Source organism: Amycolatopsis alkalitolerans (genome assembly GCF_006152065.1).
GTDB classification, from domain to species: Bacteria; Actinomycetota; Actinomycetes; order Mycobacteriales; family Pseudonocardiaceae; genus Amycolatopsis_E; species Amycolatopsis_E alkalitolerans.
This window is the reverse complement of sequence record NZ_VDFW01000048.1, coordinates 1-22854: the sequence shown is the minus strand read 5'-3', so window position 1 is coordinate 22854 and position 22854 is coordinate 1. Positions and strand designations below refer to the sequence as shown.

22 protein-coding genes and 2 pseudogenes are annotated in these 22854 nt (G+C 69.7%); 7 read left to right on the top strand and 17 right to left on the bottom strand.

Annotated features, from left to right (window positions below; genetic code table 11):
• Window positions 1-64: 64 nt before the first annotated feature.
• Together FG385_RS31980 and FG385_RS31975 are read right to left on the bottom strand one after the other, a co-directional pair.
• Window positions 65-553 carry a helix-turn-helix domain containing protein gene (locus tag FG385_RS31980; RefSeq protein WP_139100545.1) on the bottom strand — a complete coding sequence of 163 codons (489 nt, stop codon included), beginning with the start codon at window positions 551-553 and terminating at the stop codon, window positions 65-67.
• Window positions 554-753: 200 nt separating this feature from the next.
• Complete coding sequence (locus FG385_RS31975; RefSeq protein ID WP_139100544.1) at window positions 754-2256, bottom strand: alpha/beta hydrolase; 1503 nt, start codon at window positions 2254-2256, stop codon at window positions 754-756.
• A gap of 109 nt (window positions 2257-2365) precedes the next feature.
• Between FG385_RS31975 and FG385_RS31970 the strand changes: the two genes are divergently transcribed.
• Window positions 2366-3058 carry a DNA alkylation repair protein gene (locus tag FG385_RS31970; RefSeq protein ID WP_139100543.1) on the top strand — a complete coding sequence of 231 codons (693 nt, stop codon included), beginning with the start codon at window positions 2366-2368 and terminating at the stop codon, window positions 3056-3058.
• Between the two features lie 38 nt (window positions 3059-3096).
• Here the strand turns inward: FG385_RS31970 and pheT are convergent, their stop codons facing one another.
• The 6 genes from pheT to infC form a co-directional block, all read right to left on the bottom strand.
• Window positions 3097-5622 carry a phenylalanine--tRNA ligase subunit beta gene (gene pheT / locus FG385_RS31965; RefSeq protein WP_139100542.1) on the bottom strand — a complete coding sequence of 842 codons (2526 nt, stop codon included), beginning with the start codon at window positions 5620-5622 and terminating at the stop codon, window positions 3097-3099.
• Window positions 5622-6689: a phenylalanine--tRNA ligase subunit alpha gene (pheS, locus tag FG385_RS31960; protein ID WP_139100541.1), complete on the bottom strand. Its 1068-nt coding sequence runs from the start codon at window positions 6687-6689 to the stop codon at window positions 5622-5624. The genes pheT and pheS overlap by 1 nt, the downstream gene beginning before the upstream one ends.
• 107 nt (window positions 6690-6796) lie before the next feature.
• On the bottom strand, window positions 6797-7603 hold the full coding sequence (locus FG385_RS31955; RefSeq protein WP_139100540.1) for a TrmH family RNA methyltransferase: 807 nt from the start codon (window positions 7601-7603) through the stop codon (window positions 6797-6799).
• 23 nt (window positions 7604-7626) lie between these two features.
• Window positions 7627-8007, bottom strand: a complete 381-nt coding sequence (gene rplT / locus FG385_RS31950) for a 50S ribosomal protein L20 (RefSeq protein WP_139100539.1) — start codon at window positions 8005-8007, stop codon at window positions 7627-7629.
• A gap of 67 nt (window positions 8008-8074) precedes the next feature.
• A complete protein-coding gene (gene rpmI / locus FG385_RS31945) occupies window positions 8075-8269 on the bottom strand; it encodes a 50S ribosomal protein L35 (protein ID WP_139100538.1) in 195 nt (64 codons plus the stop codon).
• An 81-nt stretch (window positions 8270-8350) separates the two neighbouring features.
• Window positions 8351-8959, bottom strand: coding sequence for a translation initiation factor IF-3 (gene infC, locus FG385_RS31940; protein ID WP_139100537.1), 609 nt, complete (start codon window positions 8957-8959; stop codon window positions 8351-8353).
• A 194-nt stretch (window positions 8960-9153) separates the two neighbouring features.
• Between infC and FG385_RS31935 the strand changes: the two genes are divergently transcribed.
• A complete protein-coding gene (locus FG385_RS31935; RefSeq protein WP_139100536.1) occupies window positions 9154-9513 on the top strand; it encodes a DUF1844 domain-containing protein in 360 nt (119 codons plus the stop codon).
• Between the two features lie 9 nt (window positions 9514-9522).
• On the opposite strand, the gene FG385_RS31930 is transcribed toward FG385_RS31935, so the two are convergent.
• Together FG385_RS31930 and FG385_RS31925 are read right to left on the bottom strand one after the other, a co-directional pair.
• Window positions 9523-9903 carry a RidA family protein gene (locus tag FG385_RS31930; protein ID WP_139100535.1) on the bottom strand — a complete coding sequence of 127 codons (381 nt, stop codon included), beginning with the start codon at window positions 9901-9903 and terminating at the stop codon, window positions 9523-9525.
• A 14-nt stretch (window positions 9904-9917) separates the two neighbouring features.
• Window positions 9918-10235, bottom strand: coding sequence for an IclR family transcriptional regulator (locus tag FG385_RS31925; RefSeq protein WP_407645577.1), 318 nt, complete (start codon window positions 10233-10235; stop codon window positions 9918-9920).
• A gap of 134 nt (window positions 10236-10369) precedes the next feature.
• Between FG385_RS31925 and FG385_RS31920 the strand changes: the two are divergent.
• Both FG385_RS31920 and FG385_RS35165 read left to right on the top strand, forming a co-directional pair.
• Window positions 10370-11090, top strand: a pseudogene (locus FG385_RS31920) (hypothetical protein); the annotation flags it as partial.
• Window positions 11091-11318: 228 nt separating this feature from the next.
• Window positions 11319-11666 (top strand): annotated as a pseudogene (locus tag FG385_RS35165) (GntT/GntP/DsdX family permease); the annotation flags it as partial.
• Here the strand turns inward: FG385_RS35165 and FG385_RS35160 are convergent.
• From FG385_RS35160 to FG385_RS31905, 3 genes are all read right to left on the bottom strand, one after another.
• The gene (locus FG385_RS35160; RefSeq protein ID WP_235022919.1) at window positions 11637-12104 is read right to left on the bottom strand and encodes a YbjQ family protein; all 468 of its coding nucleotides are present in this window, start codon (window positions 12102-12104) and stop codon (window positions 11637-11639) included. The pseudogene FG385_RS35165 and the gene FG385_RS35160 overlap by 30 nt on opposite strands.
• Window positions 12105-12168: 64 nt before the next feature.
• On the bottom strand, window positions 12169-12843 hold the full coding sequence (locus tag FG385_RS31910) for a response regulator (RefSeq protein WP_139100532.1): 675 nt from the start codon (window positions 12841-12843) through the stop codon (window positions 12169-12171).
• Entirely contained in the window at window positions 12840-14432 is a 1593-nt protein-coding gene (locus tag FG385_RS31905) for a sensor histidine kinase (protein ID WP_139100531.1), read from the bottom strand. The genes FG385_RS31910 and FG385_RS31905 overlap by 4 nt, the downstream gene beginning before the upstream one ends.
• A gap of 208 nt (window positions 14433-14640) precedes the next feature.
• On the opposite strand from FG385_RS31905, the gene FG385_RS31900 reads away from it, so the two are divergent.
• A complete protein-coding gene (locus FG385_RS31900) occupies window positions 14641-15954 on the top strand; it encodes a cation:dicarboxylate symporter family transporter (RefSeq protein ID WP_139100557.1) in 1314 nt (437 codons plus the stop codon).
• Window positions 15955-15961: 7 nt separating this feature from the next.
• Here FG385_RS31900 and FG385_RS31895 read toward each other — a convergent pair whose 3' ends face one another.
• The 4 genes from FG385_RS31895 to FG385_RS31880 all read right to left on the bottom strand — a co-directional run bounded on the left by FG385_RS31895 (window position 15962) and on the right by FG385_RS31880 (window position 21210).
• Window positions 15962-16429, bottom strand: a complete 468-nt coding sequence (locus tag FG385_RS31895; RefSeq protein ID WP_139100530.1) for an SRPBCC family protein — start codon at window positions 16427-16429, stop codon at window positions 15962-15964.
• Entirely contained in the window at window positions 16419-16946 is a 528-nt protein-coding gene (locus FG385_RS31890) for a hypothetical protein (protein WP_139100529.1), read from the bottom strand. Before FG385_RS31890 ends, FG385_RS31895 begins: the two co-directional genes overlap by 11 nt.
• 129 nt (window positions 16947-17075) lie before the next feature.
• On the bottom strand, window positions 17076-19931 hold the full coding sequence (uvrA, locus tag FG385_RS31885) for an excinuclease ABC subunit UvrA (protein WP_139100528.1): 2856 nt from the start codon (window positions 19929-19931) through the stop codon (window positions 17076-17078).
• 64 nt (window positions 19932-19995) lie between these two features.
• On the bottom strand, window positions 19996-21210 hold the full coding sequence (locus FG385_RS31880) for an acyltransferase family protein (RefSeq protein ID WP_235022917.1): 1215 nt from the start codon (window positions 21208-21210) through the stop codon (window positions 19996-19998).
• Between the two features lie 104 nt (window positions 21211-21314).
• On the opposite strand from FG385_RS31880, the gene FG385_RS31875 reads away from it, so the two are divergent.
• Window positions 21315-21992, top strand: a complete 678-nt coding sequence (locus FG385_RS31875; RefSeq protein ID WP_139100527.1) for an MBL fold metallo-hydrolase — start codon at window positions 21315-21317, stop codon at window positions 21990-21992.
• A gap of 35 nt (window positions 21993-22027) precedes the next feature.
• Complete coding sequence (locus FG385_RS31870) at window positions 22028-22588, top strand: hypothetical protein (protein WP_139100526.1); 561 nt, start codon at window positions 22028-22030, stop codon at window positions 22586-22588.
• The last annotated feature ends 266 nt before the right edge of the window (window positions 22589-22854 follow it).

Sequence of the window (22854 nt, the reverse complement as noted above, 5' to 3'; positions counted from 1 at the left end):
CCCGCAGTCACCGTCCGTTCGGGGCTGAGCTCCGCCCCGAACGCACGGCACGGTCAGCGCTCGGTCACGGCTCCTCGGGAACGTCCCCTTCCGTTCGCTGGCTGGGCGGCGCGGGCAGGTATTCACCCGGCCGCTCCGGATCGCAGCCCACCCTCGGCAGCCGCGCCCGGATCCCGCCCGGGCTGCGCTCGAAGTGGACCGCGATCTCCTCGACCGACTGCCCCTCTACCCAGCGGCGCTCGAGTTCGCCATCGAGGTCGGGATTCCACGGGCGGCCTTGACTGGCGGGGCGAGCCCGCGTTCTTCGCGCTCCCGGCTCAGTTATCGCGACGTGATGCCGCAGCGTCTCCGACAGGACCGAGCCCAGCGCGGCCGCGGCCGTCGACGCGACCTCGGGCTGCCCGTCCGCGACGGACTCACCCTGCGGACCCGCACCGCTGACGCTCACGATCAGCCGGTCGGGCTCGTCACCGCCGGGCAGCGCCGTGACCTCGATGGAATAGCTGTTCTCTCCGGCCCGGACCTTGCTCCGGTGCTCTTCGATGATGTTCATGCCGCAGACGCTAGCGACACCCTCCGACAATTTTCGTCACCGACCGCTCCTGACCGGTCGCGCTCCGAAATTGTCGGACCCCCGACGTAGCGTGTCCGCATGATCACTCCGAGCCGACCGAGGAGCTCATGAACAGGCAGAACCGACAACGCCGCGTCGGCGCGAACACCGGAGCGGCGAAGGTCGTGCGTGCGATGCGATCAGGGCTGCGCGGGTACCGGGTCCGGCAGCGGAGCGCAGATCGCGTCCGGGCCGTTGCCCGGTTTGCGCGCGGGCAGCTTGCCCGTCGCCAGGTAGTCCGCCACCTGGTCGTCCACGCACGCGTCGCCCGAGAGAGAGTCGGCATGCGTCGTGCCGCCGGGCTCGGCGATCAGGCTGGAAGCCGGGTAGAGCTTGCGCACCTGCAGGCTGCCCGCGAACGGGGTGGCCGCGTCGAGCTCCTCGTCGATCAGCAGGGCGCCGGCCACCTTGGCCCCGTTGATCGTGACCGGCGTGCCCGCCTTCGCCGGCCAGAACAGGCAGGGCGCGTTGTACCAGGCGTTGCCCCAGGTCTCGAACGGCGCGCGATAGTAGGTCGCCCAGTTGTCGGCGCGCCACTTGTTCCAGCTCGTCGGCCACTGCGTGTCCGTACACTGCACCGCGTTGTAGACGGCGAAATTGTTGTCGTCGCCCGGGGTGTCGGTGTTGTCGTAGAGCTTCTTGAGCGTCTGCCAGTCGCCGTCGTGCACCCAGCCGGAGAACGCCTTCGCCATGTCCTCCCAGCCGAACCGGTAGTACCCGGCCTGCAGGAAGATGTCGCTCCACTCGTCCGGCCCGATCACGCCGCCTGCCGGGTGCTGCGCGAGCTTCTTCTGCTCGGCGTACCAGAGGTCTTCGACGGCGTCGCCCGAGGTGCCGAGGTGGTAGACGTTGTCGTACTTGGCGATCCAGTCGAAGTAGATCTTGATGTTGCGATCGAAGGCGACGTCCTGGCCCAGGTTCGCCTCGTACCAGACCTTGCGCGGGTCCACGTTGCTGTCGAGCACCATCCGGCGCACCCGCTGGGGGTAGAGCGTCGAGTACACCTGGCCGAGGTAGGTGCCGTAGGAGAAGCCGTAGTAGTTGATCTGCCGCTGGCCGAGCGCCTTCCGCAGCGACTCCATGTCTCGCGCCGAGTCGGTCGTCTTCATATGTTCGAGCAACGGCCCGTTCTTGGCGCACGCGAGCGCGTACGCCTTCGAAGACGCGAGCCAGGTCTGCTCCAGCTGCGGGGTGTTCGGCACATAGCCCGGCCGGTCGTAGCCGAAGTAGCCCGGGTCGCACGACAATGCCGGTTTGCTGGCGCCGACGCCGCGCGGGTCGAAGCCGATCCAGTCGTAGGAGTCTCCGGCGTGGTTCGGCACGTACTTGCCCAGCACGGAAAGGCCAAGGCCCGAACCTCCCGGGCCGCCGGGGTTCACCAGCATGACGCCCTGCGACTGGGCGGTGGTGTGCCGGACCCGCGAGACGGCGAGCGAGATCTTGGCGCCGGAGGGATTGGCATAGTCCAGCGGCACCTGGAGGAAGCCGCACTGGGCGCCGGCCTTCTGCAAGCTGGGCGAGGTGCATGCGCCCCACGCGATCGGCGCCGGGTCGAAGTCGGGCGCGGCAGCCGCCGCGGGTGCCGCCACCACGAGGCCGGCGAGCAGGCCGGCCGCGGCGACCGTAGAGAAGACTTTGTTCACTTTGGTCCTTTTCCTGCGCGTTTCCGTTGTGCTGGTTCGTCACAACTTCTCGGATCTCGAACGTTTCCGCCACCCGACTTCCGTCGGTACTTCCCGCTAATCTGCGAAGGTGGACAAAGTGGACGAGCTGGTGAGCGCTGTCCGTACGGAGCTCGCGGCCGTGGCGGATCCGGTGAAGGCGCCCGAAATGCGCCGTTACATGAAATCAGCGATGCCGTTCTACGGGGTGCCGAAGCCGCAGCGGCAGGCAGTGACGCGGCGCCTGTTCGCGGGATATCCGTTACCGGATCGGGGCGCCTTCGTCGGTGCGGTCGAAAAACTCTGGCGGGAGGCGGAATTCCGCGAGGAGCGCTATGTCGCGATCGATCTGACCGGGTATCGGGCCTCCGCCCGCTGGCAGGACAGCAGTCTGCTCCCGCTCTACGAAGAGATGATCGTGACGGGAGCCTGGTGGGACTTCGTCGACGAGATCGCCGCGCGCCGCGTCGGGCCGATCCTGCGTGCCGAACCCGCCGTGGTGGGCCCGCTCATGCGGAAATGGGCGGTCGACCCGGACCTCTGGCGCCGGCGCACGGCGATCATCTGCCAGCTGGGCGCGAAGGACCGGACCGACCTGGAGCTGCTGACGTTCGCGATCGAAGCGAGCATCGGGGAGCGCGACTTCTTCCTGCGCAAGGGAATCGGCTGGGCCCTGCGGCAGCACTCGCGGGTGGATCCGGGCTGGGTCCGCCGGTTCGTCGACGAGCATCCGGGGCTTGCGCCGCTGTCGGTGCGGGAGGCGCTCAAGCACGTCCCGCGGTGACGCGGCGGGAGGCGCCCGGCATGAGCGCCCCCACCTGCTCAGCCGCGCAGGACCGCGCCGAACCGGGAACCGGCCTCGGCGACCGCCGCGTCACGGGCCTTGGTGGCCTCTTCGACGGTGAGCGTCCGGTCCGCCGCGCGGAAGCGCAGCTTGAAGGCCAGGGAGCGCTTCCCTTCGCCGACCTGGTCGCCGCTGTAGGCGTCGAAGAGGGTGACGTTCTCGAGCAGGTCACCGCCGCCGGCGGTGACTGCCTCGGCCAGCTCCGCCGCCGGCACCTTGGCGTCCACGACGAGTGCGATGTCCAGCAGCACCGGCGGATACGGCGAAACCGCCGGGGCGGGACGGTCGTCGGGCAGTGGGATCGCGTCCAGGTCGAGTTCCATGGCCACGGTCCGCTTGGGCAGGCCGAGTGCCTCCACGACCTTCGGGTGCAGCTCACCCGCGTGCCCCACCGGCCAGTCGCCGGCGAGCAGTTCGGCGCAGCGGCCGGGGTGCCACGGCGCCAGGTCCGCGGCGCGGACGTGCAGTTGGATCCCGGCGGCGGCGCCGACCGTCCGGGCGGCCTGGACAGCATCGGCCCAGCTCGCCTGCTGGCCCTCGCCCCACCAGCCGGAACGGACATGCTGTCCGGCCAGCACCACGGCGACGTGCAGCGGCTGCGCCGGCACCGCGGCCTCGAGCTGCGCCAGCTCGTCGTCGCCCGGCCGGTGCTCGACGCCTAGCTCGGGCACCGGGACCGGGCTCGCGCCCGGCAGGACGACCTGCCCGATGTGGAACAGCGAGAGATCCCGGAAACCGCGGGAAACGTTGCGCTGCAAGGTTTCCAGCAGTCCCGGCAGCAGCGAGCTGGCCATCTGGTCCTTGTCGGCCTCGAGCGGGTTCCGCACCGGCACGGTGTGGCGGCGCACGTCGTCCTCGGCCAGGCCGAAGGCGTCCCACGTCGCGGCGGACATGAACGGGAACGGCAGCACCTCGACGTAGCCGGCCTCGGCCAGCGCACGCGAGACGGTACGGCGACGGCGCTGGGTCTCGGTGAGGCCGGCGCCGGCCGGTGCCGCCGGGAGTGTCGACGGGATGCTGTCGTAGCCCTCGAGCCGCAGCACCTCCTCCACGAGGTCGGCCGGTTGCAGCAGGTCGCCACGCCAGCTCGGTGGCACGGCGATGACCAGTGTCGCGCCCTCGTCGGAGGTGCCGACCTGGACCTTGCAGCCGATCTGGCCAAGGCGGCGGACGGTCACGCCGCGCTCGTAGCGGATACCGGCCACACGGTCGGGCAGGTCGATCGGCATGGTCACGGGTGCCATCGGCTCGACGTGGCCGACATCGGTGCGGCCCGGCTGGATGCTGCCCTCGCCGTAGCGGCGCAGCATGCGCGCGGCGAGTTCGACCGCGGCGGCGCACAACCCCGGATCGGTGAACCGCTCGAACCGTTTGGCGGCCTCGGAGAACAGCTTGTGCCGCCGCGCGGTGCGGCTGATCGACGCCGGATCCCAGTGGGCCGCCTCGATGAGGACATCGGTGCTCTCCGGGCTGATCTCCGTGCTCGCGCCGCCCATCGTGCCGGCCAGCGAGATCACCCCGCTGTCATCGACGATCACGATGTCGTCCGGGTCGAGCGTGCGCTCGACCTCGTCGAGGGTGGCGAGCTTCTCGCCCCGTTCGGCGCGCCGGACCACGAGATCGCCCTTCACCGAGCTGGTGTCGAAGGCGTGCAGCGGGTGGCCGAGCTCGAGCATCACGTAGTTGGTGACATCCACGGCCAGCGAGATGGACCGGATACCGGCCAGCAGCAGCCGGCGGCGCATCCACCACGGGGTGGGCGCGGTGGCGTCCAGACCGGTCACCCGGCGGAGCACGAACCGGCGGCAGCCGTCTTCGTCCTCGATCCGGACCGGCCACGCCTCGCCTTCGGGTTCCGGCAGATCGAGCGCGGCCGGGTCGCCGAAGGGCACGTCGAACGCGCAGGCGAGCTCGCGCGCCAGTCCACGGACCGACAGCGCGTAACCGCGGTCAGGGGTCGGCACGACGTCGAGCACGGTGTCGTTGAGGCCGAGCACGTCGCGCGCGTCGTCACCGGGCGAAGCGGTGGACGACGGCAGCACCAGGATCCCGGTGTGGTCGTCGCCGAGGCCCAGCTCGCGGGCGGAGCAGATCATGCCGTCGCTGATGTGGCCGTAGGTCTTGCGCTGCGCGATGGCGAACCCGCCGGGCAGCACGCTGCCGGGCAGCGCGACGACGACCAGGTCGCCCTCGACGAAGTTGGCCGCACCGCAGACGATGCCGCGGGTCCGGATACCGTGCGGGCCCTCGTTCTCCTCTTCGGGGTCCTCGTCCTCGGGCGGCTCTTCCCCGGTCTCCACCCGGCAGTACCGGATGGGCTTCTTGAACTCGGTCAGCTCCTCGATCTCGACGACGCGACCGATCACCACCGGCCCGGTCACCTCGTCGAGCGGGTGCACGTCCTCGACCTCGATGCCGATCCGGACGAAGGCGTCGGCCAGCTCCTGCGGTCCGACCTCGCCGGCGTCGAGATGCTCGAGGAGCCAGCTCACCGGGACTCGCACTATGCCTCCGTTCCGAAGGGAAGAGTGAAGCGGACATCGCCCTCGACCATGTCGCGCATGTCGGGGATGCCGTTGCGGAACTGCAGGGTGCGCTCGAGGCCCATGCCGAACGCGAAGCCGGAGTACACCTCCGGGTCGACGCCGCAGGCCCGCAGCACGTTGGGGTTCACCATGCCGCAGCCACCCCATTCGACCCAGCCCGGGCCGCCCTTCTTCTCCTCGAACCACACGTCCACCTCGGCCGAGGGCTCGGTGAACGGGAAGAAGTGGGGGCGCAGCCGGGTCTTCGACTTCTCCCCGAACATGGCGCGCGCGAACGCGTCGAGCGTGCCCTTGAGGTCGGCCATCGTGATGCCCTTGTCCACCGCGAGCCCCTCGACCTGCGAGAAGACGGGGGTGTGCGTGGAATCCAGCTCATCGGTGCGGTAGGTGCGGCCGGGGCAGACGACATACACCGGAAGATCGCGGTGCAGCAACGCCCGGGCTTGCACCGGCGACGTGTGCGTGCGCAGCACGAGACCGGAGCCGGGCTCGCCGACGTAGAACGTGTCCTGCATCTGGCGAGCCGGGTGGTCCTTGCCGAAGTTCAGCGCGTCGAAGTTGAACCACTCGGCCTCGAGTTCGGGCCCTTCGGCGACCTCCCAGCCCATGCCGACGAAGACGTCGGCGACGCGCTCGCTGATGGTCGTCACCGGATGCCGGGCGCCGCGGGGAACCTGGTCCCACGGCAGCGTCACGTCGACCGCTTCCTCGCGCAGCACGTGCTCGTCGCGCTCGGCCTGCAGGACCGCGCGGCGGGCGTCGAAGGCGCCCTGGATCGCCTGGCGGGCCTCGTTGACCCGCTTGCCGGTCTCGGCCTTCTGATCCTTGGGCAGCGCGCCGATGGCGCGCCGGGCCAGTAACAACGGCGAGTGGTCGCCGAGGTGGGCAGGCTTGACGGCCGCGAGCGCGTCGAGGTCCGCTGCCTTGGCGAACTCGGCCTCGGCGTTCTCGATCGCGGTCCGCAGGGCCTCCGGCTTCAGCTCTTCGGCCGGCCGCGTGCCCTGCTTGTCATCGGCTCCGGACATAACTCCTCAGCGTCCGCTGGACGGTTCCGCGGCTCTGCCGAGCACGCGTAAGCGATTACCGGGGGATTCTAGGCGACCGGCGTTCTGTCACGACCGGTCACCCCGGGCTATTTGCCGCTCGACCTGCGCACGGCCATGGCGCTGCCATACAGGCAGACCGCGGCCGCCGTCGCGAGGTTGAGGCTCTCGGCCCGGCCGTAGATCGGGATGCGGACCCCTTCGTCGACGGATTCGAGCACTTCGGCGGGCAGCCCGTGCGCTTCGTTGCCGAAGACCCAGGCCACCGGCACGTCCAGGACAAGCTGATCCAGGGCGGTCTCGGCGTGGCCGTCCGCGCCGAGCAGGCGCAACCCCGCGGTGCGGCAAGCGTCAAGGGCGGCGTCCGTGTCACGGGCCCGGGCCAGCGGCAGGTGGAAGAGGCTGCCGGCCGAGGCACGCACGCATTTTCCGTTGTGCGGGTCCACACTGTCGCCGGTGAGGATGACCGCGTCGGCTCCGGCGGCGTCGGCGACCCGGATGACCGTGCCCGCGTTTCCCGGGTCGGCGACGTCCACGAGGATGGCGACCAGCTGGGCCGCGGGCGCGAGCAGACCTTCGAGGGGACGGTCGAGCAGTTCGCAGACCGCGACGACGCCTTGCGGGGTCACGGTTTCCGACAGGCTCGCCGCAGCACGGTCGGTCACCGGCGAGACGCGGGCGCCCGCCGCGCGCGCGGCGGTGACGAGTTCCGGATAGGCCTGCCCGGCGCGAGTGGTCACGAACAGCTCGTGCACGAAGCCACGCTCGCGCTCCAGCGCGGCGCTGACGGCGTTCGCGCCCTCAGCGAGGAAGCGGCCCGCCTTCTCCCGTTCGGTGCGCCGCGTCAGGCGCCGCGCACCAACGACCCGGGGGGACCGCTGGGTGAACGGTTCCACGCCGGGCCGGGTGGTGTTCGCGCTCAGGCCGACTTCTTCTCTTCGCCGGTCGTCACGTTCTGCTTGGCGACCTCGGCGAGCGCCGCGAACGCGGCGGCGTCGTTGACGGCGAGTTCGGCGAGGACCTTGCGGTCGACCTCGACGCCGGCGGCCTTGAGGCCCTGGATGAACCGGTTGTAGGTGACGCCGTTCTGCCGGGCGGCCGCGTTGATGCGGGTGATCCAGAGCTGGCGGAAGTCACCCTTGCGGGCGCGGCGGTCCCGGTAGGCGTAGTTGAGCGAGTGGAGCGTCTGCTCCTTGGCCTTGCGGTACAGCCGCGAACGCTGGCCGCGGTAGCCGCTGGCCAGTTCGAGAGTTGCGCGACGCTTCTTCTGGGCGTTGACCGCCCGCTTGACGCGTGCCACGGGTCCATCCTGTCGATCTCAGGGGGCGCGCGAGCACCCCGGGGTTTACAGCGAAGTCTGGGAAAGCTCAGCGCCCGAGGAGCCGCTTGACCCGGCTCACGTCGTTCTTGGCGATCTCGGTGGTGCCTTCCAGGCGGCGGGTGACCTTGCTGGCCTTCTTCTCCATCAGGTGCCGGCGACCGGCCTTCTGGCGGCGCAGCTTGCCGGTGGCGGTCACGCGGACCCGCTTGGAGGTCCCGCTGTGCGTCTTCATCTTGGGCATTCGTTGCTCTCCTTCAAAGTGCAGCACACCGGTCGCCCGGTGTGCTGCGGACTGCGTCTGGAGCGGGGATGACCGAGACCGTCAGGACTCGACCGGCTCCTTGGCCGCCTTGGCCTTCGCCTTCGCGTTCTTGTGCGGCGCCAGCACCATGATCATGTTCCGGCCGTCCTGCTTCGGCGACGATTCCACGTAGCCGAGCTCCTGGACGTCGTCGGCGAGCTTCTGCAGCAGCCGGAAGCCGAGCTCCGGCCGGGACTGCTCGCGACCGCGGAACATGATGGTGACCTTCACCTTGTTCCCGGCGGAGAGGAAGCGGGACACATGCCCCTTCTTCGTCTCGTAGTCGTGCTGGTCGATCTTCGGACGCAGCTTCTGCTCTTTGATGACTGTCAGCTGCTGGTTGCGGCGTGACTCGCGGGCCTTCTGCGCGCTCTCGTACTTGAACTTGCCGAAGTCCATGAGCTTAGCGACCGGCGGGCGCGCCTGCGGCGCGACCTCGACGAGGTCGAGATCCGCCTCCTGGGCGAGCCGGAGCGCATCCTCGATCCGGACGATACCGACCTGCTCACCGTTGGGTCCGACGAGCCGGACCTCGGGAACGCGGATGCGGTCATTGATGCGTGTCTCGGAGCTGATGTGGCCTCCTTGGTCCGAGGAAATTGTGTAGCCTGCTCGACCTGGTGCCCACATACCACGGGCCCCGTCACCAGCTGCTACGCCGGTAATGCGGGGCCCTGTTCCGATCGCGTCCGCGGGACGCTTCGCCACTTCACCAGTGGCGAGACCGGACCCGGCCGCCTGGTTCGGCAACACGGGTGGGAGCGGGGCTCCACTTGCCGCCCCCGATCGCTCGGAGGCTGGTCGCACGTGGAAGGGTAGCAGATGTGAGTTACAACGCTTCCTCGCGGCCCGAGAATTCCCCGGGCACGCGCGAATTGGAGGACATTCCCAGCGTAGAGGTCATCAGCCGGGCGGCGGTGATGCTGATGTCGGCCGCCGCCGGACGGCTCGGGCTGGCCGACGCCGATCCGGACACGAGCCCGCACCGCGACCTCGACGAGGCGCGGCGGCTCATCACCGCGCTCGCGGGGCTGGTCACCGCTTCCGCGGAGTACCTGGGCCTGCACGCCGCCCCGCTCCGGGACGGGCTGCAATCGCTGCAGAACGCCTTCCGCGAAGCCTCGGCCGTACCCGACGCACCAGGCCAGGGCCCTGGCGAGAAGTTCACCGGGCCCGTGGCCTGACCCGGCGGCTCAGTCCAGGACGGCGAGGGCGTCGATTTCCACCAGCAGCCCCGGCGCCAGGCCGACGTAGACCGTGGTGCGGGCCGCGTAGGGCTCCTTCATCACCTCGTTGTAGACCTCGTTGAACTCCGCGAAATGCGCCGAGTCGGTCAGGTACACCCGCACCATCACGACGTCGCCGAAGCCGGAACCCGCCGCTTCGAGCACCGCCCCGACGTTCGCGAGCACCTGCCGAGCCTGCTCGCCGACGGTGGTGCCCACGATCTTGCCCGTCTCCGGGTCGATGGGGACCTGGCCGGCCACCTGCAGGATGTTCCCCTTGCGCGACCCCTGGGAATACGCCGCCGCCGGTTGCGGCGCGTTCTCGGTGCTGATCGCGACCTTCGCCATCGATTCTCCCTCTCTCACTGTCCCGTCCATCCACTGTGGACGGAGGCGTCCGTCGCCGTCGACGTCAGATCCGGTTGCAGCGCCAGCAGGCTGTCGTGGTCCTCGCACGTGGCCAGGTGCGCGGTGTGGCCGGTGCGGGCGTTGCGTTCGGCGACCGCCGGGGCCGCGGCGCTCGGGATGCCGACGCCTTCGAGCGCGCCGTTGGCCTGGTCGAACAGCGCACTGCCCAGCCGGTAGTGACGCGGACCTTCGCGGCGCACGAAATGCCGCGCTTCGAGCGTGTCCGCGCCGTCGGCGAGCGCGGTCAGCCCGCGATCCAGGCTCTGGCTCACGAACCGTTCCCGTTGACCCGCACGAACGGTGATGCTACATCTGTCGCTCTCGTTCTACGCAATGAAAATTGCGCAATACGCAACGGAGCCCTGATGGCCTCAGCGAACCCGGACGCGCTCGCGGCCCTGCGGGACGGCTCAACCTCTTCGATGAAAGCTTCGTCGGGGCGGTCGTCATGCTCGACGGCGGCGCCGTGGAACACAACCTCCGCACGATGGCCGGCTGGTGCGCCAGGCGCGGCGTCCACCTCGCGCCGCAAGGCGACGATGGCGCCACAACTGTTCGCGCGCCAGATCGAGTACGGCGTGTGGCGCATCGAGTTCAGCTGCTGCGCCGACTCGGTTCGCTCCGTCGGGCTGATGACCGCGGCCCTGCGCGCGACCGGACGGCCGCTCGACGTGCTCGTCGAACTGTGTGGGACGGCGGCCGCACCGGAGGCCCGCGACGAGGCGACTGCGATCCAGGTCGCCGCCGAGCTGGCCGTCCTGCGCAGCGGCGCCTGTCTCACCCACGACGACGGCTTTGCCGCGGGATCGCACCGCTGCGCGACAGGTTCCACCGGCCTCGCGCGCGTGGGCGCAGGTGACTTCGAAGCCCACCGGCGATCTCGGCTGCCGACGATCGGCAAGCGCGACGCGTCGTTCGACGAGGGACCGCCGGAGCCGCAACTGTTCCGGCGCGACCGCGTCACCGGCCGGCTCACCGGTCACACGGTGACCGCCATGAACGATCAGCATTCCTTCCCGCGCTGCCCGCGGATTCGCCCTTTCGGGTCGGTGACTGGGTGGGTGTTCGACAAATAGCAGCTCATCCCCGTGGTCGAAGGCGAGACCGTCGTCTGCAAGAATCCATAGTGGACACTGTGCTTCGCGGAGCACGGATCGCCGACGGCACACCGGCCGGAAAGTGGGTGATCGAGTCGGGTGAGCTCGTGCTGGCGCCCAGTTCATCGACATGCAAGCCATGGAAGAGTCCGGTTCGGACGGTGGGGCTGCTCGTCGGCGACCGCCCCCACGCCTGGGGCGCCCTTCGACGCCCCACGGCGGCACGCCGAGGGCATCCCCTACGTCTTCGTCAACGAGATCGGCAAGGCGGTCGCCGATTCGCTCCACCAGGCGGGCCTGCCGGTGATCCTCGCCGCCTACGTGATCCGTTACGGGCTGCGGATCGCGCAGGGCGCGGCGACTGTGACGATCGTGACCACGAGCGGGATCGTCGCGCCGCCCGTCGCCAAGCTCGGCTACTCGCTGGCACAGCACGCGCCGCTGGTGGTCGCCTCGGCCGGGTCGATCATCGCCTCCCACGTCAACGACGGCGGGTTGTGGATCGTCTCGCGTTACTTCGGGCCGGCGGTCGGCGAGACGCTCAGGGGCCGGGGGGCGTTCGGGGTGGCGAGGTCGTCACTGCTGGGGGTAGGCCTGCTGCTGGTACTGCTGCGGAGTGGGCTGCTGGTACTGCTGGGCGGGTGCGGCCTGCTGCTGCGGGGCGGCCTGCTGAGCGTGCTCGGCTCCGTCGGGCATGACGTACACCGCGGTGCCGTAGGCCGCGATCTCGCTCGCCGTCTGCGCGATCTCGTTGCAGTCGAAACGCAGCGCGAGCACGGCGTTCGCGCCATGGTTCATCGCCTCCTGCGCGAGCCGGCCCAGCGCCTCGTACCGGGAGTCGGAGAGCAGTTTGGACAGACCTTTGAGCTCACCGCCCGCCATCGCCTTGAAGCCGGCGCCCATCGTGGAGAACATGTTCCGGCTGCGGACCGTGAGGCCGAAGACCTCACCGAACACCCGGACCACCTTGTAGCCGGGCAAATCGTTCATTGTGGACAGCAGGATCGGGAACTGCGGTGACTGCTGTGGATATCCCTGGGTCATGCCAGGGAGAGTACTGGCACGCGGAGCGTGTCCGCCGAGGGTGGCGGCGGGGAAGCGGCCGGCGTTAACCAGATCCGCCCACCGTCACGTACCAAACCTCCGGTCTGCCCACCTGACCGTAGTGTGGTTCGCGTCTCGCGAGCCCGCTGTCGGCCAGGTACTCCAGGTACCGCCGGGCCGTCACCCGGGCGACGCCGGTCGCCCGCGCCGCGGCCCCGGCGGGCATTCCCCCGGGCTCCGTGCGCAGCGCCGCGGCGATCGCCTCGAGCGTCTCCGCGCTCATCCCCTTCGGCAGCGGGCCCTGGCCCGGCGCCCGCAGCGTCGCGATCGCGCGGTCGACCTCGGTCTGGTCCGCTGCTTCCCCGGCGCTCTCACGGAACCGCGCGTAGGTTTCGAGCTTCTCCCGGAGCGACGCGAACGCGAACGGCTTGAGCAGGTACTGCACCACCCCGACCGACACGGCGGCTTTCACCACGGCCAGGTCGCGCGCCGAGGTCACGGCGATGACGTCCGCCGCGCTCCCGGACGCGCGCAGGGCACGGCAGACCGCGAGCCCGTGCGTGTCGGGCAGGTAGAAGTCGAGCAGCACGAGATCGACGGCGTGGCGCTCGCGGAACCGCAACGCTTCGCCACCAGAATGGACGACCCCGGCGACGGCGAACCCGGCGACGCGCTCCACGTACTGCCGGTGCGCCTCGGCGGCGACCGGATCGTCCTCGACGACCAGCACCATGATCATCGGGCCACTCCCTGCCGCAGCGGCAGCCGGACGGTGAAGACCGCGCCGCCGTCGTTGGCCAGTGTGACCTCGCCGTGGTAGCGGCGGGCGACCTGGCCGACGAGGGCGAGCCCGAGGCCGTGCCCGACCGGACCGGCCTGCGGTTTCGTCGACCAGCCGCGCTGGAACACCGCGCTCGCGGCGGCGTTCGCGACCCCCTTGCCGCTGTCGGCGACCCGCAGCACGAGATCGTCCTCATCGGAACGCACGGTCACGGTGACCCGCGGCCGCGCCGAGTCGGCGTTGTCGACGGCCGCGTCGATCGCGTTGTCGATCAGGTTGCCCAGCACTGTCACCAGATCCCGGGGTTCGAGATCGAGTTCGGCGAGGGCCGTGTCCTCGGTCAGCGTCAGCTCGACCCCGCGCTCGCCGGCCTCGGCCGCCTTGCCGAGCAGCAGCGCGGCCAGCACCGGTTCGGAGACCGCGCCGACGACCTGGTCGGTCAGGCGCTGGGCGATCTCCAGTTCGGCGGTCGCGAACTCCACGGCTTCGGCCGCCCGGCCCATCTCGACCAGCGACACGACGGTGTGCAGCCGGTTCGCGGCCTCGTGCGCCTGCGAGCGCAACGACTCGGCGAGCCCGCGCGTCGTGTTGAGCTCGCCGGTCAGGAGCTGCAGGTCGGTGTGGTCGCGCAAGGTCACGACCGTGCCCCGGACGCGCCGCGCCTCGTGCACGGGAGCGGTGCTGACCACGAGCACGCGCGAGTCGGTGACGTGGATCTCGTCGGTCCTCGTCTCCTTTGCCGCGAACGCGGCCGCCAGTGGGGGCGGCAGGCCGAGTGCGGCGACAGGCTTTCCGGCCGGGTCGTCGCTGAGCCCGAGCAGTTCGCGGGCTCCGTCGTTGCACAGCACGACCCGCCCGCTGGGATCGAGCAGTACGAGCCCTTCCCTGACCGCGTGCAATGTCGCCTCGTAGTAGGCGAAGACGCTGCTCAGCTCGGCGGGCGCGAGGCCGCGCGTCTGCCGCTTGAGCCGGGAGCTGACGAACACGCTGCCCGCGATGCCCACCACGAGCAGCGCGCCCGCCGCGGCGGCGAGCCGGACCAGGCGCGCGGTGAGTTCCGTGGAGATCGCCTCGATCTTGATGCCCACCGCGACGAGTGCCGCGACCCGCGGGCCGTCGAAGACCGGGACGACGGCACGCATCGACGGGCCGAGCGTGCCGGTGTAGGTCTCGACCAGGGTGCCGCCCGCGCGCGCCGCGGCGGTGTTGCCGAGGAACCGCTGACCGATCAGGGCCGGGTTCGGGTGGGTGTAGCGGATACCTTCGGGGGTCATGATCGTGATGAAGTCGACGCCGGTGTCCTGCTGGACACGCAGGGCGTACGGCTCCAGCAGCGCACTCGGGTCTGGTGTGGACAGTGCACTCAGGACAGACGGAGTGGCGGCGATCGTATGCGACACCGCGACGACTTCGTCCGTGGCACGCTGGTCCGCGGCGCGCGAGGCGTCGGCCAAGGCGAGCCCGGCGCCGACGGCGACCAGGACGGCGAACCCGGCGACCTGCACCAGCAGGAGCTGCCGGGCGAGGCTCCAGCGCCGGTTTCTCATCCCCCGACTCTACTGTGACGACCGATACCGATCCGGCCACGCCGCTGCTCGACGAAGTGCGAACTCAATGAACACAAGGGTGACCTGGCGCGGGGAGGCCCGCATAGTCCTCTGCTGAGCCGCGCCGGTGAAGGCGCGCCTGTCCCCATTGGAGGCAAGGGTGCCGACAACGCCATCCGCCGACGCCGCACCCCGGCAGGGCAACCGGATCCACCTGCTGTATGTGGCGGTCGTCGTCGCGGTACTCGCGGGCATCATCGTCGGGTTCGCCGCCCCCGGGTTCGCCAAGGGCCTTTCGCCGCTGGGCACCGGGTTCGTCAACCTGATCAAGATGATGATCTCGCCGATCATCTTCTGCACCATCGTGCTGGGCGTCGGCTCGGTCGCCAAGGCGGCCAAGGTCGGCAAGGTCGGCCTGATGGCGATCGGGTACTTCCTGGTGATGTCCACGATCGCGCTGGTCATCGGGCTTGTCGTGGGCAACCTGCTGCACCCCGGCGCGGGCCTGCACCTCGACCCCGCGGCCGCGAGCAAGGCGCACCAGCAGGCCGCCGGCGGCGAGGGCAGCACGGACTTCCTGCTCGGGATCATCCCCGAATCGCTGCTTTCGGCGTTCACCGAGGGTTCGGTGCTGCAGACGCTGCTGGTCGCGCTGCTCGCCGGTTTCGCGCTGCAGAAGCTGGGCCCCGCGGGCAAGCCGATCCTGCGCGGCGTCGAGTACATCCAGAAGCTGGTATTCCGGATCCTGTCGATGATCATGTGGGCCGCCCCGGTCGGCGCGTTCGGCGCGATCGCGGCCGTGGTCGGCAACACCGGGCTGGCGGCGCTGCGCAGCCTGCTCGTGGTGATGATCGGGTTCTACCTGACCTGCCTCGTGTTCGTGTTCGTGGTGCTCGGCTCGGTCCTGTGGTTCGGCGCACGGATCAACGTGTTCAGCCTGCTGCGCTACCTCGGCCGCGAGTTCCTGCTGATCGTGTCGACCTCTTCCTCGGAGTCGGCGCTGCCGCGGCTGATCGCGAAGATGCAGCATCTCGGCGTGAGCCGCTCGGTCACTGGCATCACCGTGCCGACCGGCTACTCGTTCAACCTCGACGGCACCGCGATCTACCTGACCATGGCGACGCTGTTCATCGCCTCGGCTCAGGGCAGCCCGCTGTCGGTCGGCGCGCAGATCTCGTTGCTGGTGTTCATGGTCATCGCGTCGAAGGGCGCCGCCGGGGTCAGCGGCGCGGGGATCGCGACGCTCGCCGGCGGGCTCCAGGCGCACCGGCCCGACCTGGTCGGCGGCGTCGGGTTCATCCTCGGTATCGACCGGTTCATGTCGGAGGCGCGGGCGCTGACCAACTTCGCGGGCAATGCGGTCGCGACGGTGCTGATCGGTAGCTGGACCAGGGAGTTCGACCGCGCCAAGGCGGCCGAGGTGCTCTCCGGGCGCGAGCCGTTCAACGAGACGACGCTCCTCGACGAAGCCCCGGTGCGCGAACCGGACGAGGAACGCCCGAAGGCCGGGGCACTCGCCTGAAGCCGGCTTACGCCAGGCGCGCCCGCAAACCCGTCAGGCCACGCCGCATCATCAGCGCGTGGTTGAGCCGGAACAGCGGGCGCGCCACCGGCGAGAGGCGGCGAAGCAGAGGTTTGCGCACCACGACCTGCTGGACGATCTCGAGCGTCGAACCGGCCGGGTGCCGCAGGATCGACGCGGCGAGCAGACCCTCGAGGTCACCGTCGAGATGTACCCGCAGCCGGCCCGTGGACTCGTTCTGCTCCGCTCGGCGCATCCGGATCGTCAGACCGTAGGGCAGGCTTGCCCGGCAGACCAGCTCCGCGGTGTCCTCGTCGATCTGGCGTACCGAGCGGACGTCGGGCCACCAGCGCGGATAGTTCTCCAGATCGACCACCGCGTCGAACACCACGGGCACGGGCGCCCCGATCACCCACGTGTCGCGAAACCGGTAACTGTTGTGCGGCACGCCGAAAGTATGCCGATTAATATCCATAGCCGCCCGCCGAGGTCGACGGGGACGGTGTGCTCGCGCTGGCCTTGGTCCCTTGCGGGGTCACGGCGTACCAAGCCGCACCGAATCCCACGACCCCCTGCCCGTTCGTCTGGCCGGCCGCGGTGTCCTTCTCGAACCCGTACAGCGGCCAGCCGCCCAGGGTCAGCTGCAGCGTGCCGTCGGCGCGCTTGATCGTGCCGACCAGGCCCGGGGCGATCCCGGTGGCGGACGGCGTCGCCGAACTCACCACGGCCGGGGGCCACGCCGACGCGCAGGCCCCCAAGCAGTTCGACGTCGGGGGAGCCGCGGAGTCACGGTCGAAACGGTAGAGGGTGCGTCCCGCGGAGTCGGTCACGATCGGACCGAGCGACGTCGACTGCGCCACCGCGAGGTCGGTGCGCGCGACACCGCCTGCCGACGTGGCGGGCGCGGGCGGCGCGGTGGTCGTGCCGGCGCACGCGCCGACCATGAGCAGGCCGGCTGCGGCCGGGACGAGCAGGAGTGAACGGCGAGTCATGGGCACCTCCCAGCGCCGACCCCAGTCGGCGGTGACCGGGGCCACACTCGAGTAACGAGACGCTAGGCCGTCCGGTTCACACCGCGCCGTCGGCTGGCACGATCCTGGCGCGGCTGGGCGCCTCTCGGATCAGCCCAGCGCCGTCTTCAGGAACTGCCCGGTGTGGCTCTCCTCGATCGCCGCTACCTGCTCGGGAGTGCCCTCGGCGACGATGGTGCCGCCGCCGGAACCACCCTCCGGGCCCATGTCGACGATCCAGTCGGAAGTCTTGATCACGTCGAGGTTGTGCTCGATCACGATCACCGTGTTGCCCTTGTCGACCAGCCCGTTGATCACGTCGAGCAGTTTGCTGATGTCCTCGAAGTGCAGCCCGGTCGTCGGCTCGTCCAGCACGTACACGGTCTTGCCGGTGGACCGCTTCTGCAGCTCGCTCGCGAGCTTCACACGCTGCGCCTCCCCACCGGACAGTGTCGGCGCGGGCTGCCCGAGCCGCACGTAACCGAGCCCGACGTCCACCAGCGTCTGCAGATGCCGGTGGATCGCCTTGATCGGCTCGAAGAACCCGGCGGCCTCCTCGATCGGCATGTCCAGCACGTCCGACACGGTCTTGCCCTTGTAGTGCACCTCGAGGGTCTCGCGGTTGTACCGCGCTCCCTTGCACACTTCGCACGGGACGTAGACATCGGGCAGGAAGTTCATCTCGATCTTGATCGTGCCGTCCCCGGCGCAGGCCTCGCAGCGGCCGCCCTTGACGTTGAACGAGAACCGGCCCGGCTGGTAGCCGCGCACCTTCGCCTCAGTGGTGGCCGCGAACAGCTTCCGGACGTGGTCCCACACGCCGGTGTAGGTCGCCGGGTTGGACCGCGGGGTGCGGCCGATCGGCGACTGGTCCACCCGCACGAGCTTGTCCACCTGGTCGAGCCCGCGCACCCGGGTGTGCCGGCCCGGCACCTGGCGCGCACCGTTGAGCTTGTTCGCCAGCACCGTCGCGAGGATGTCGTTGACCAGCGTCGACTTGCCCGAGCCCGACACGCCGGTGACCGATACGAGGCAGCCCAGCGGGAACGACACGTCCACCCCGCGCAGGTTGTGCTCGCGCGCGCCGACCACCGTCAGCTGGCGCTTGCGGTCGGCCGGGCGGCGGATCGCCGGCACCGGGATGACGCGCCGGCCCGACAGGTACTGGCCGGTGAGCGACTCCTTGCTGCGCATCAGCTTCTTGTACGGTCCACTGTGGACGACCTGGCCGCCGTGCTCGCCGGCGCCGGGCCCGATGTCCACGACCCAGTCGCTCGACCGGATCGTGTCCTCGTCGTGCTCGACGACGATGAGCGTGTTGCCCAGATCCCGCAGCCGGGTGAGCGTCTCGATCAGGCGGTGGTTGTCCCGCTGGTGCAGGCCGATCGACGGCTCGTCCAGCACGTACAGCACCCCCACCAGACCGGAGCCGATCTGCGTGGCGAGCCGGATGCGCTGCGCCTCACCACCGGACAGCGTGCCGGCGGCGCGGTCGAGCGAGAGGTAGTTCAGCCCGACGTCGAGCAGGAAGCGCAGCCGCGCCTGGATCTCCTTGAGCACCGCGCCCGCGATCATGGCCTGGCGCTCGTCGAGGTGCAGCCCTTCGAGGAACTCCGAGGATTCCTCGATCGAGAGCGCGCAGACCTCGGCGATGGAGCGGTCGCCGTACTCGGCGTGCTCGAGGGTGACGGCGAGGATCTCGGGCTTGAGCCGGGCGCCCTGGCACGCGGGGCAGGGCACCTCGCGCATGTAGCCCTCGTACCGCTCGCGCATGTACTCCGACTCGGTCTGGTCGAGCCGGCGCTCGAGGAACGGGATCACGCCCTCGAAGCTCGCGTAGTAGGAACGCTGGCGGCCGTACCGGTTGCGGTAGCGGACGTGCACCTGCTCGTCGACCCCGTGCAGCACCGCCTTCTGCACCTTCGCGGGCAGCTTGCGCCACGGCGTGTCCATGCGGAAGCCGATGGTCTGCGACAGCGATTCCAGCAACCGGATGAAGTAGTCGGCGCTCTGCCCGCCCGACCACGGTGCGATCGCTCCCTCGCCGAGGGACAGCTCGTCGTCCGGGACCACGAGCTCCGGGTCGACCTCCTTGCGGATGCCGATACCGGTGCACTCCGGGCACGCGCCGTACGGCGAGTTGAACGAGAACGAGCGGGGTTCGAGATCCTCGATGGCGAGCGGGTGGCCGTTGGGACAGGCCAGGTTCTCGGAGAAGCCTCGGATGCGGTGCGGATCGTTCTCCGGCAGGTCGACGAACTCGAGTTCGACCAGCCCGTCGGCCAGTCGCAACGCGGTCTCGACCGAATCGGTGAGCCGTTGCTTCGAGGACGCCTTGACCGAGAGCCTGTCGACCACGACGCCGATGTTGTGCTTCTCCTGCTTCTTGAGCTTCGGCGGATCGGTCAGCTGATAGACCTGCCCGTCGACGCGGGCACGCGAGTACCCCTGCTGCTGCAGGTTCGCGAACAGGTCGAGGTACTCGCCCTTGCGGCCGCGCACGACCGGCGCGAGGACCTGGAACCGGGTGCCTGGCTCCATTTCGAGCACCTGGTCGACGATCTGCTGCGGGGTCTGCTTGCTGATCAGCTCACCGCATTTCGGGCAGTGCGCCTTGCCCGCGCGGGCGTAGAGCAGCCGCAGGTAGTCGTAGACCTCGGTGATCGTGCCGACGGTGGAGCGCGGGTTGCGCGAGGTGGACTTCTGGTCGATCGAGACCGCCGGCGAGAGGCCCTCGATGAAGTCGACGTCGGGCTTGTCCATCTGCCCGAGGAACTGCCGCGCGTACGCCGACAGCGATTCCACGTAGCGGCGCTGGCCCTCGGCGAAGATCGTGTCGAAGGCGAGGCTCGACTTGCCCGAGCCGGACAGGCCGGTGAACACGATCAGGCTGTCCCTGGGCAGATCGAGATCGACGCCACGGAGATTGTGCTCGCGGGCGCCGCGTACAACGAGGCGATCAGCCACGCCAAGGTCCCTTCGCTGGAGATTCCCGGCCGGGCGGAGTCACCGGAGCCGGCCGCGACCCATGCTAGGACGGACCACCGACAGAAACGGGAGCCGGACCGTTCCCCGCTGGTGGGAGCAGGTCTTCGGGCGCCGGGGTCGTCCGGTGCGGGCGGGTCAGCCAGGTGTGCGCGGGCCGCTCGACCAGTGTAGTGAGCCCCCAGCCCGCGAGTACCGCCGCCACGAGCACGATCGGCAGCCGGACCCAGCCCGGGACGCCGGCGTCGGCCAGCAGGCGGGCCAGGACATAGCCCAGTTCCTGGTGCAGCAGGTAGACGCAGTAGGAGATTCCGGCGAGCCAAGTGATCGCCGGGGCCAGCGGCCGCAGGAACGACCAGTCGCGGCCCTTCGCCGCGGCGCAGATGAGCAGCAGCATGGCGGCGAACCCGAGGTCCGACGGCAGGCGCGCCGGATCGGTGGGCAGCGCCATGCCATGGGGGTAGACGTGCAGATCCTGTGCGCAGACGACGGCGGCCAGCAGCAGCGCGAGCCGGCGACCGCTCACCCGGCCCCGCGCCCACAACCAGATCCCGATCCCCGCGGCGAACGCGTGCGTCCGGTGCAGGCCGAGGCCGAACACGGCGCCATAGGCCCACCGGGCGGGGTTGTCCGCGCCGATCAGCACGAACCGCACGAAGAGCGGGAGGACGACCAGTCCCCAGGCGAGCAGCCCGGCCTGGCGGGTGCCGCGGAACCACGGGGTGCCGGCCCACAGCAGCGCGGCGGCGGTGAACACCGCGAGCTGCACGGGCAGCGTCCAGTACGAGCCGTCGAGCCAGATGAACGCCGGATCCCAGCCCTGCACCATGAACAGGTTGATCAGCAGGTCCCTGCCCACCGGGACGTACCAGGTGGTCTTCCACACGATGCCGTCGGTGGTGGGGCCGAAGAGGGTGTCGAACCAGCCGCTGCCGAAGCTCTGGCCGCCGAAGGCCGCGCCGGCGAACCGCATGACCAGGTAGGTGGCCACCGCGGCGATCACGTACGACGGCAGCAGGCGGGCGATCTTCTTCCACAGCCAGCGGCCCGTGCCGCCGCGGCGGATCGTCTGGCAGACGAAGTAGCCGGAGATCACCATGAGCGCGGCGGCGCCGAACTGGGCCGTGTCCCGGAACGGGTAGCCGCCGAGTTCGGGATGGGCCAGCGGACCCTGATGCGTGATGTGCCCCAGCATCACCGCGACCACCGCGACCACACGGACCGCATCCCAGCTGATCTTGCGCGAGGCGGGACGGGGCACGGGCTTCCTTCGGTGACGGCGACGGCAGGTGAGGTTACGTTATGAATCTGAGACGGAGCTGAACGGGTGGAGCCGTCCGAGGCGGGCCGACTACCGTGTGGCGGGTGAACGTCGTGGAGGATTACACCGGGCACGTCGAACCGGGCGGTGACGCCGCGCGGCGCACGCTCGGGGCGCTGACCATCACCAAGCTGTCCGTCGGCCCGATGGACAACAACACGTACCTGCTGGTGTGCCGGGCGAACAACGAGGCGCTGCTGATCGACGCGGCGGCCGATCCCGAGCGCATCTCCGACCTGATCGGCCACGGCCCGGACCGGCCGGCGCTGCGCACGATCGTGACCACGCACCAGCATGGTGACCACTGGCAGGCGCTCGGCGCGGTCGCGGGAGCGAACGGCGCCAACACGGCCGCGCATCCGCTGGACGCGGAGCCGCTCCCGGTGCCGCCGGACTTCCTGCTGTCACAGGGCGACACGGTGTCGGCCGGGGACTGTGTGCTGGAGGTGATCCACCTGCGCGGCCACACGCCGGGGTCGATCGCCTTGCTGTACCGCGATCCCGATGGCCCGCCCCACCTGTTCACCGGCGACTCCCTGTTCCCCGGCGGGGTCGGCCGGACGACGTCACCCGAGGACTTCCAGTCGCTCATCGACGACGTCCAGACGCGGATCTTCGACGTGCTGCCGGACGAGACGTGGTTCTACCCCGGCCATGGGGACGACTCGACGCTGGGCGCGGAACGGCCGAAGCTGACGGAGTGGCGCGAGCGCGGGTGGTGACGTAGCCGCTCCGCGGATGGCTGTCACACTGAGGCGTGGATCTTGACCGGGCGATAGAGATCGTCAGTTCGCGTGTCCAGCTGCGCGGGAAAAGCGATCACGACCTTCTCACACGCGTCATGAAGGCACCGGATTTCGTCGCCTCCCCCAAAGTACTGTCGCCGGCGGACGGCCTGACAGACAGCGTCGAAGTTCGACCGTTCGAAGCGCTGCATCTGCTTTCTCTTGTGACACGACCGCGCTACCAAGACGATCTGCCTGACATGTACGTGCAATGGGGACTGTTGCGCTACCTGGGCTTCTTTGACTTGCTGAAGACCAAGGATCCGGTGCCAGCACTCAAGGTGAGCGAAGCTGGCTGCCGAATCGTCGGCAACCAGCGACGGGTAGCCTCCGAAGAAATGGGGATCGCGTTCGGTGTCCTCTTGGCCATCCATTGGACCAAGCGGACGGGTGCAGCCGGCGTTCCGATCAGCATCGTCGACATAGATGCCGCCCTCGATGACCGCTATGCCTTCGCGGGAGGAGCACGGCGCGCAGTCCGGACGGTCGGGACCCAGCGCCCTGACTATCTCCTCATCGCCACCGATCCCTGAGACCGCCATCGGTACCGGATCCGGGCACTTGAGTGCAAAGGAACCAGAACCCCCGGTTACGCAGTAAAACAACTTGCACGTGGACTCGGGCAACTCGGCGGCCTCGCAGTCGGCGGAAGGATTCCCGCCGGCCTGGCTACTGCCATGATCACCTCCAACGACCGGTTGTCCTATTTCGCAATCGATCCCATTGACGTGATCTCAACGACTTTCATTTGATCATTCGATGTTCAAAATGGGTCAGGGTGAGTGCGGCTTTCACGATG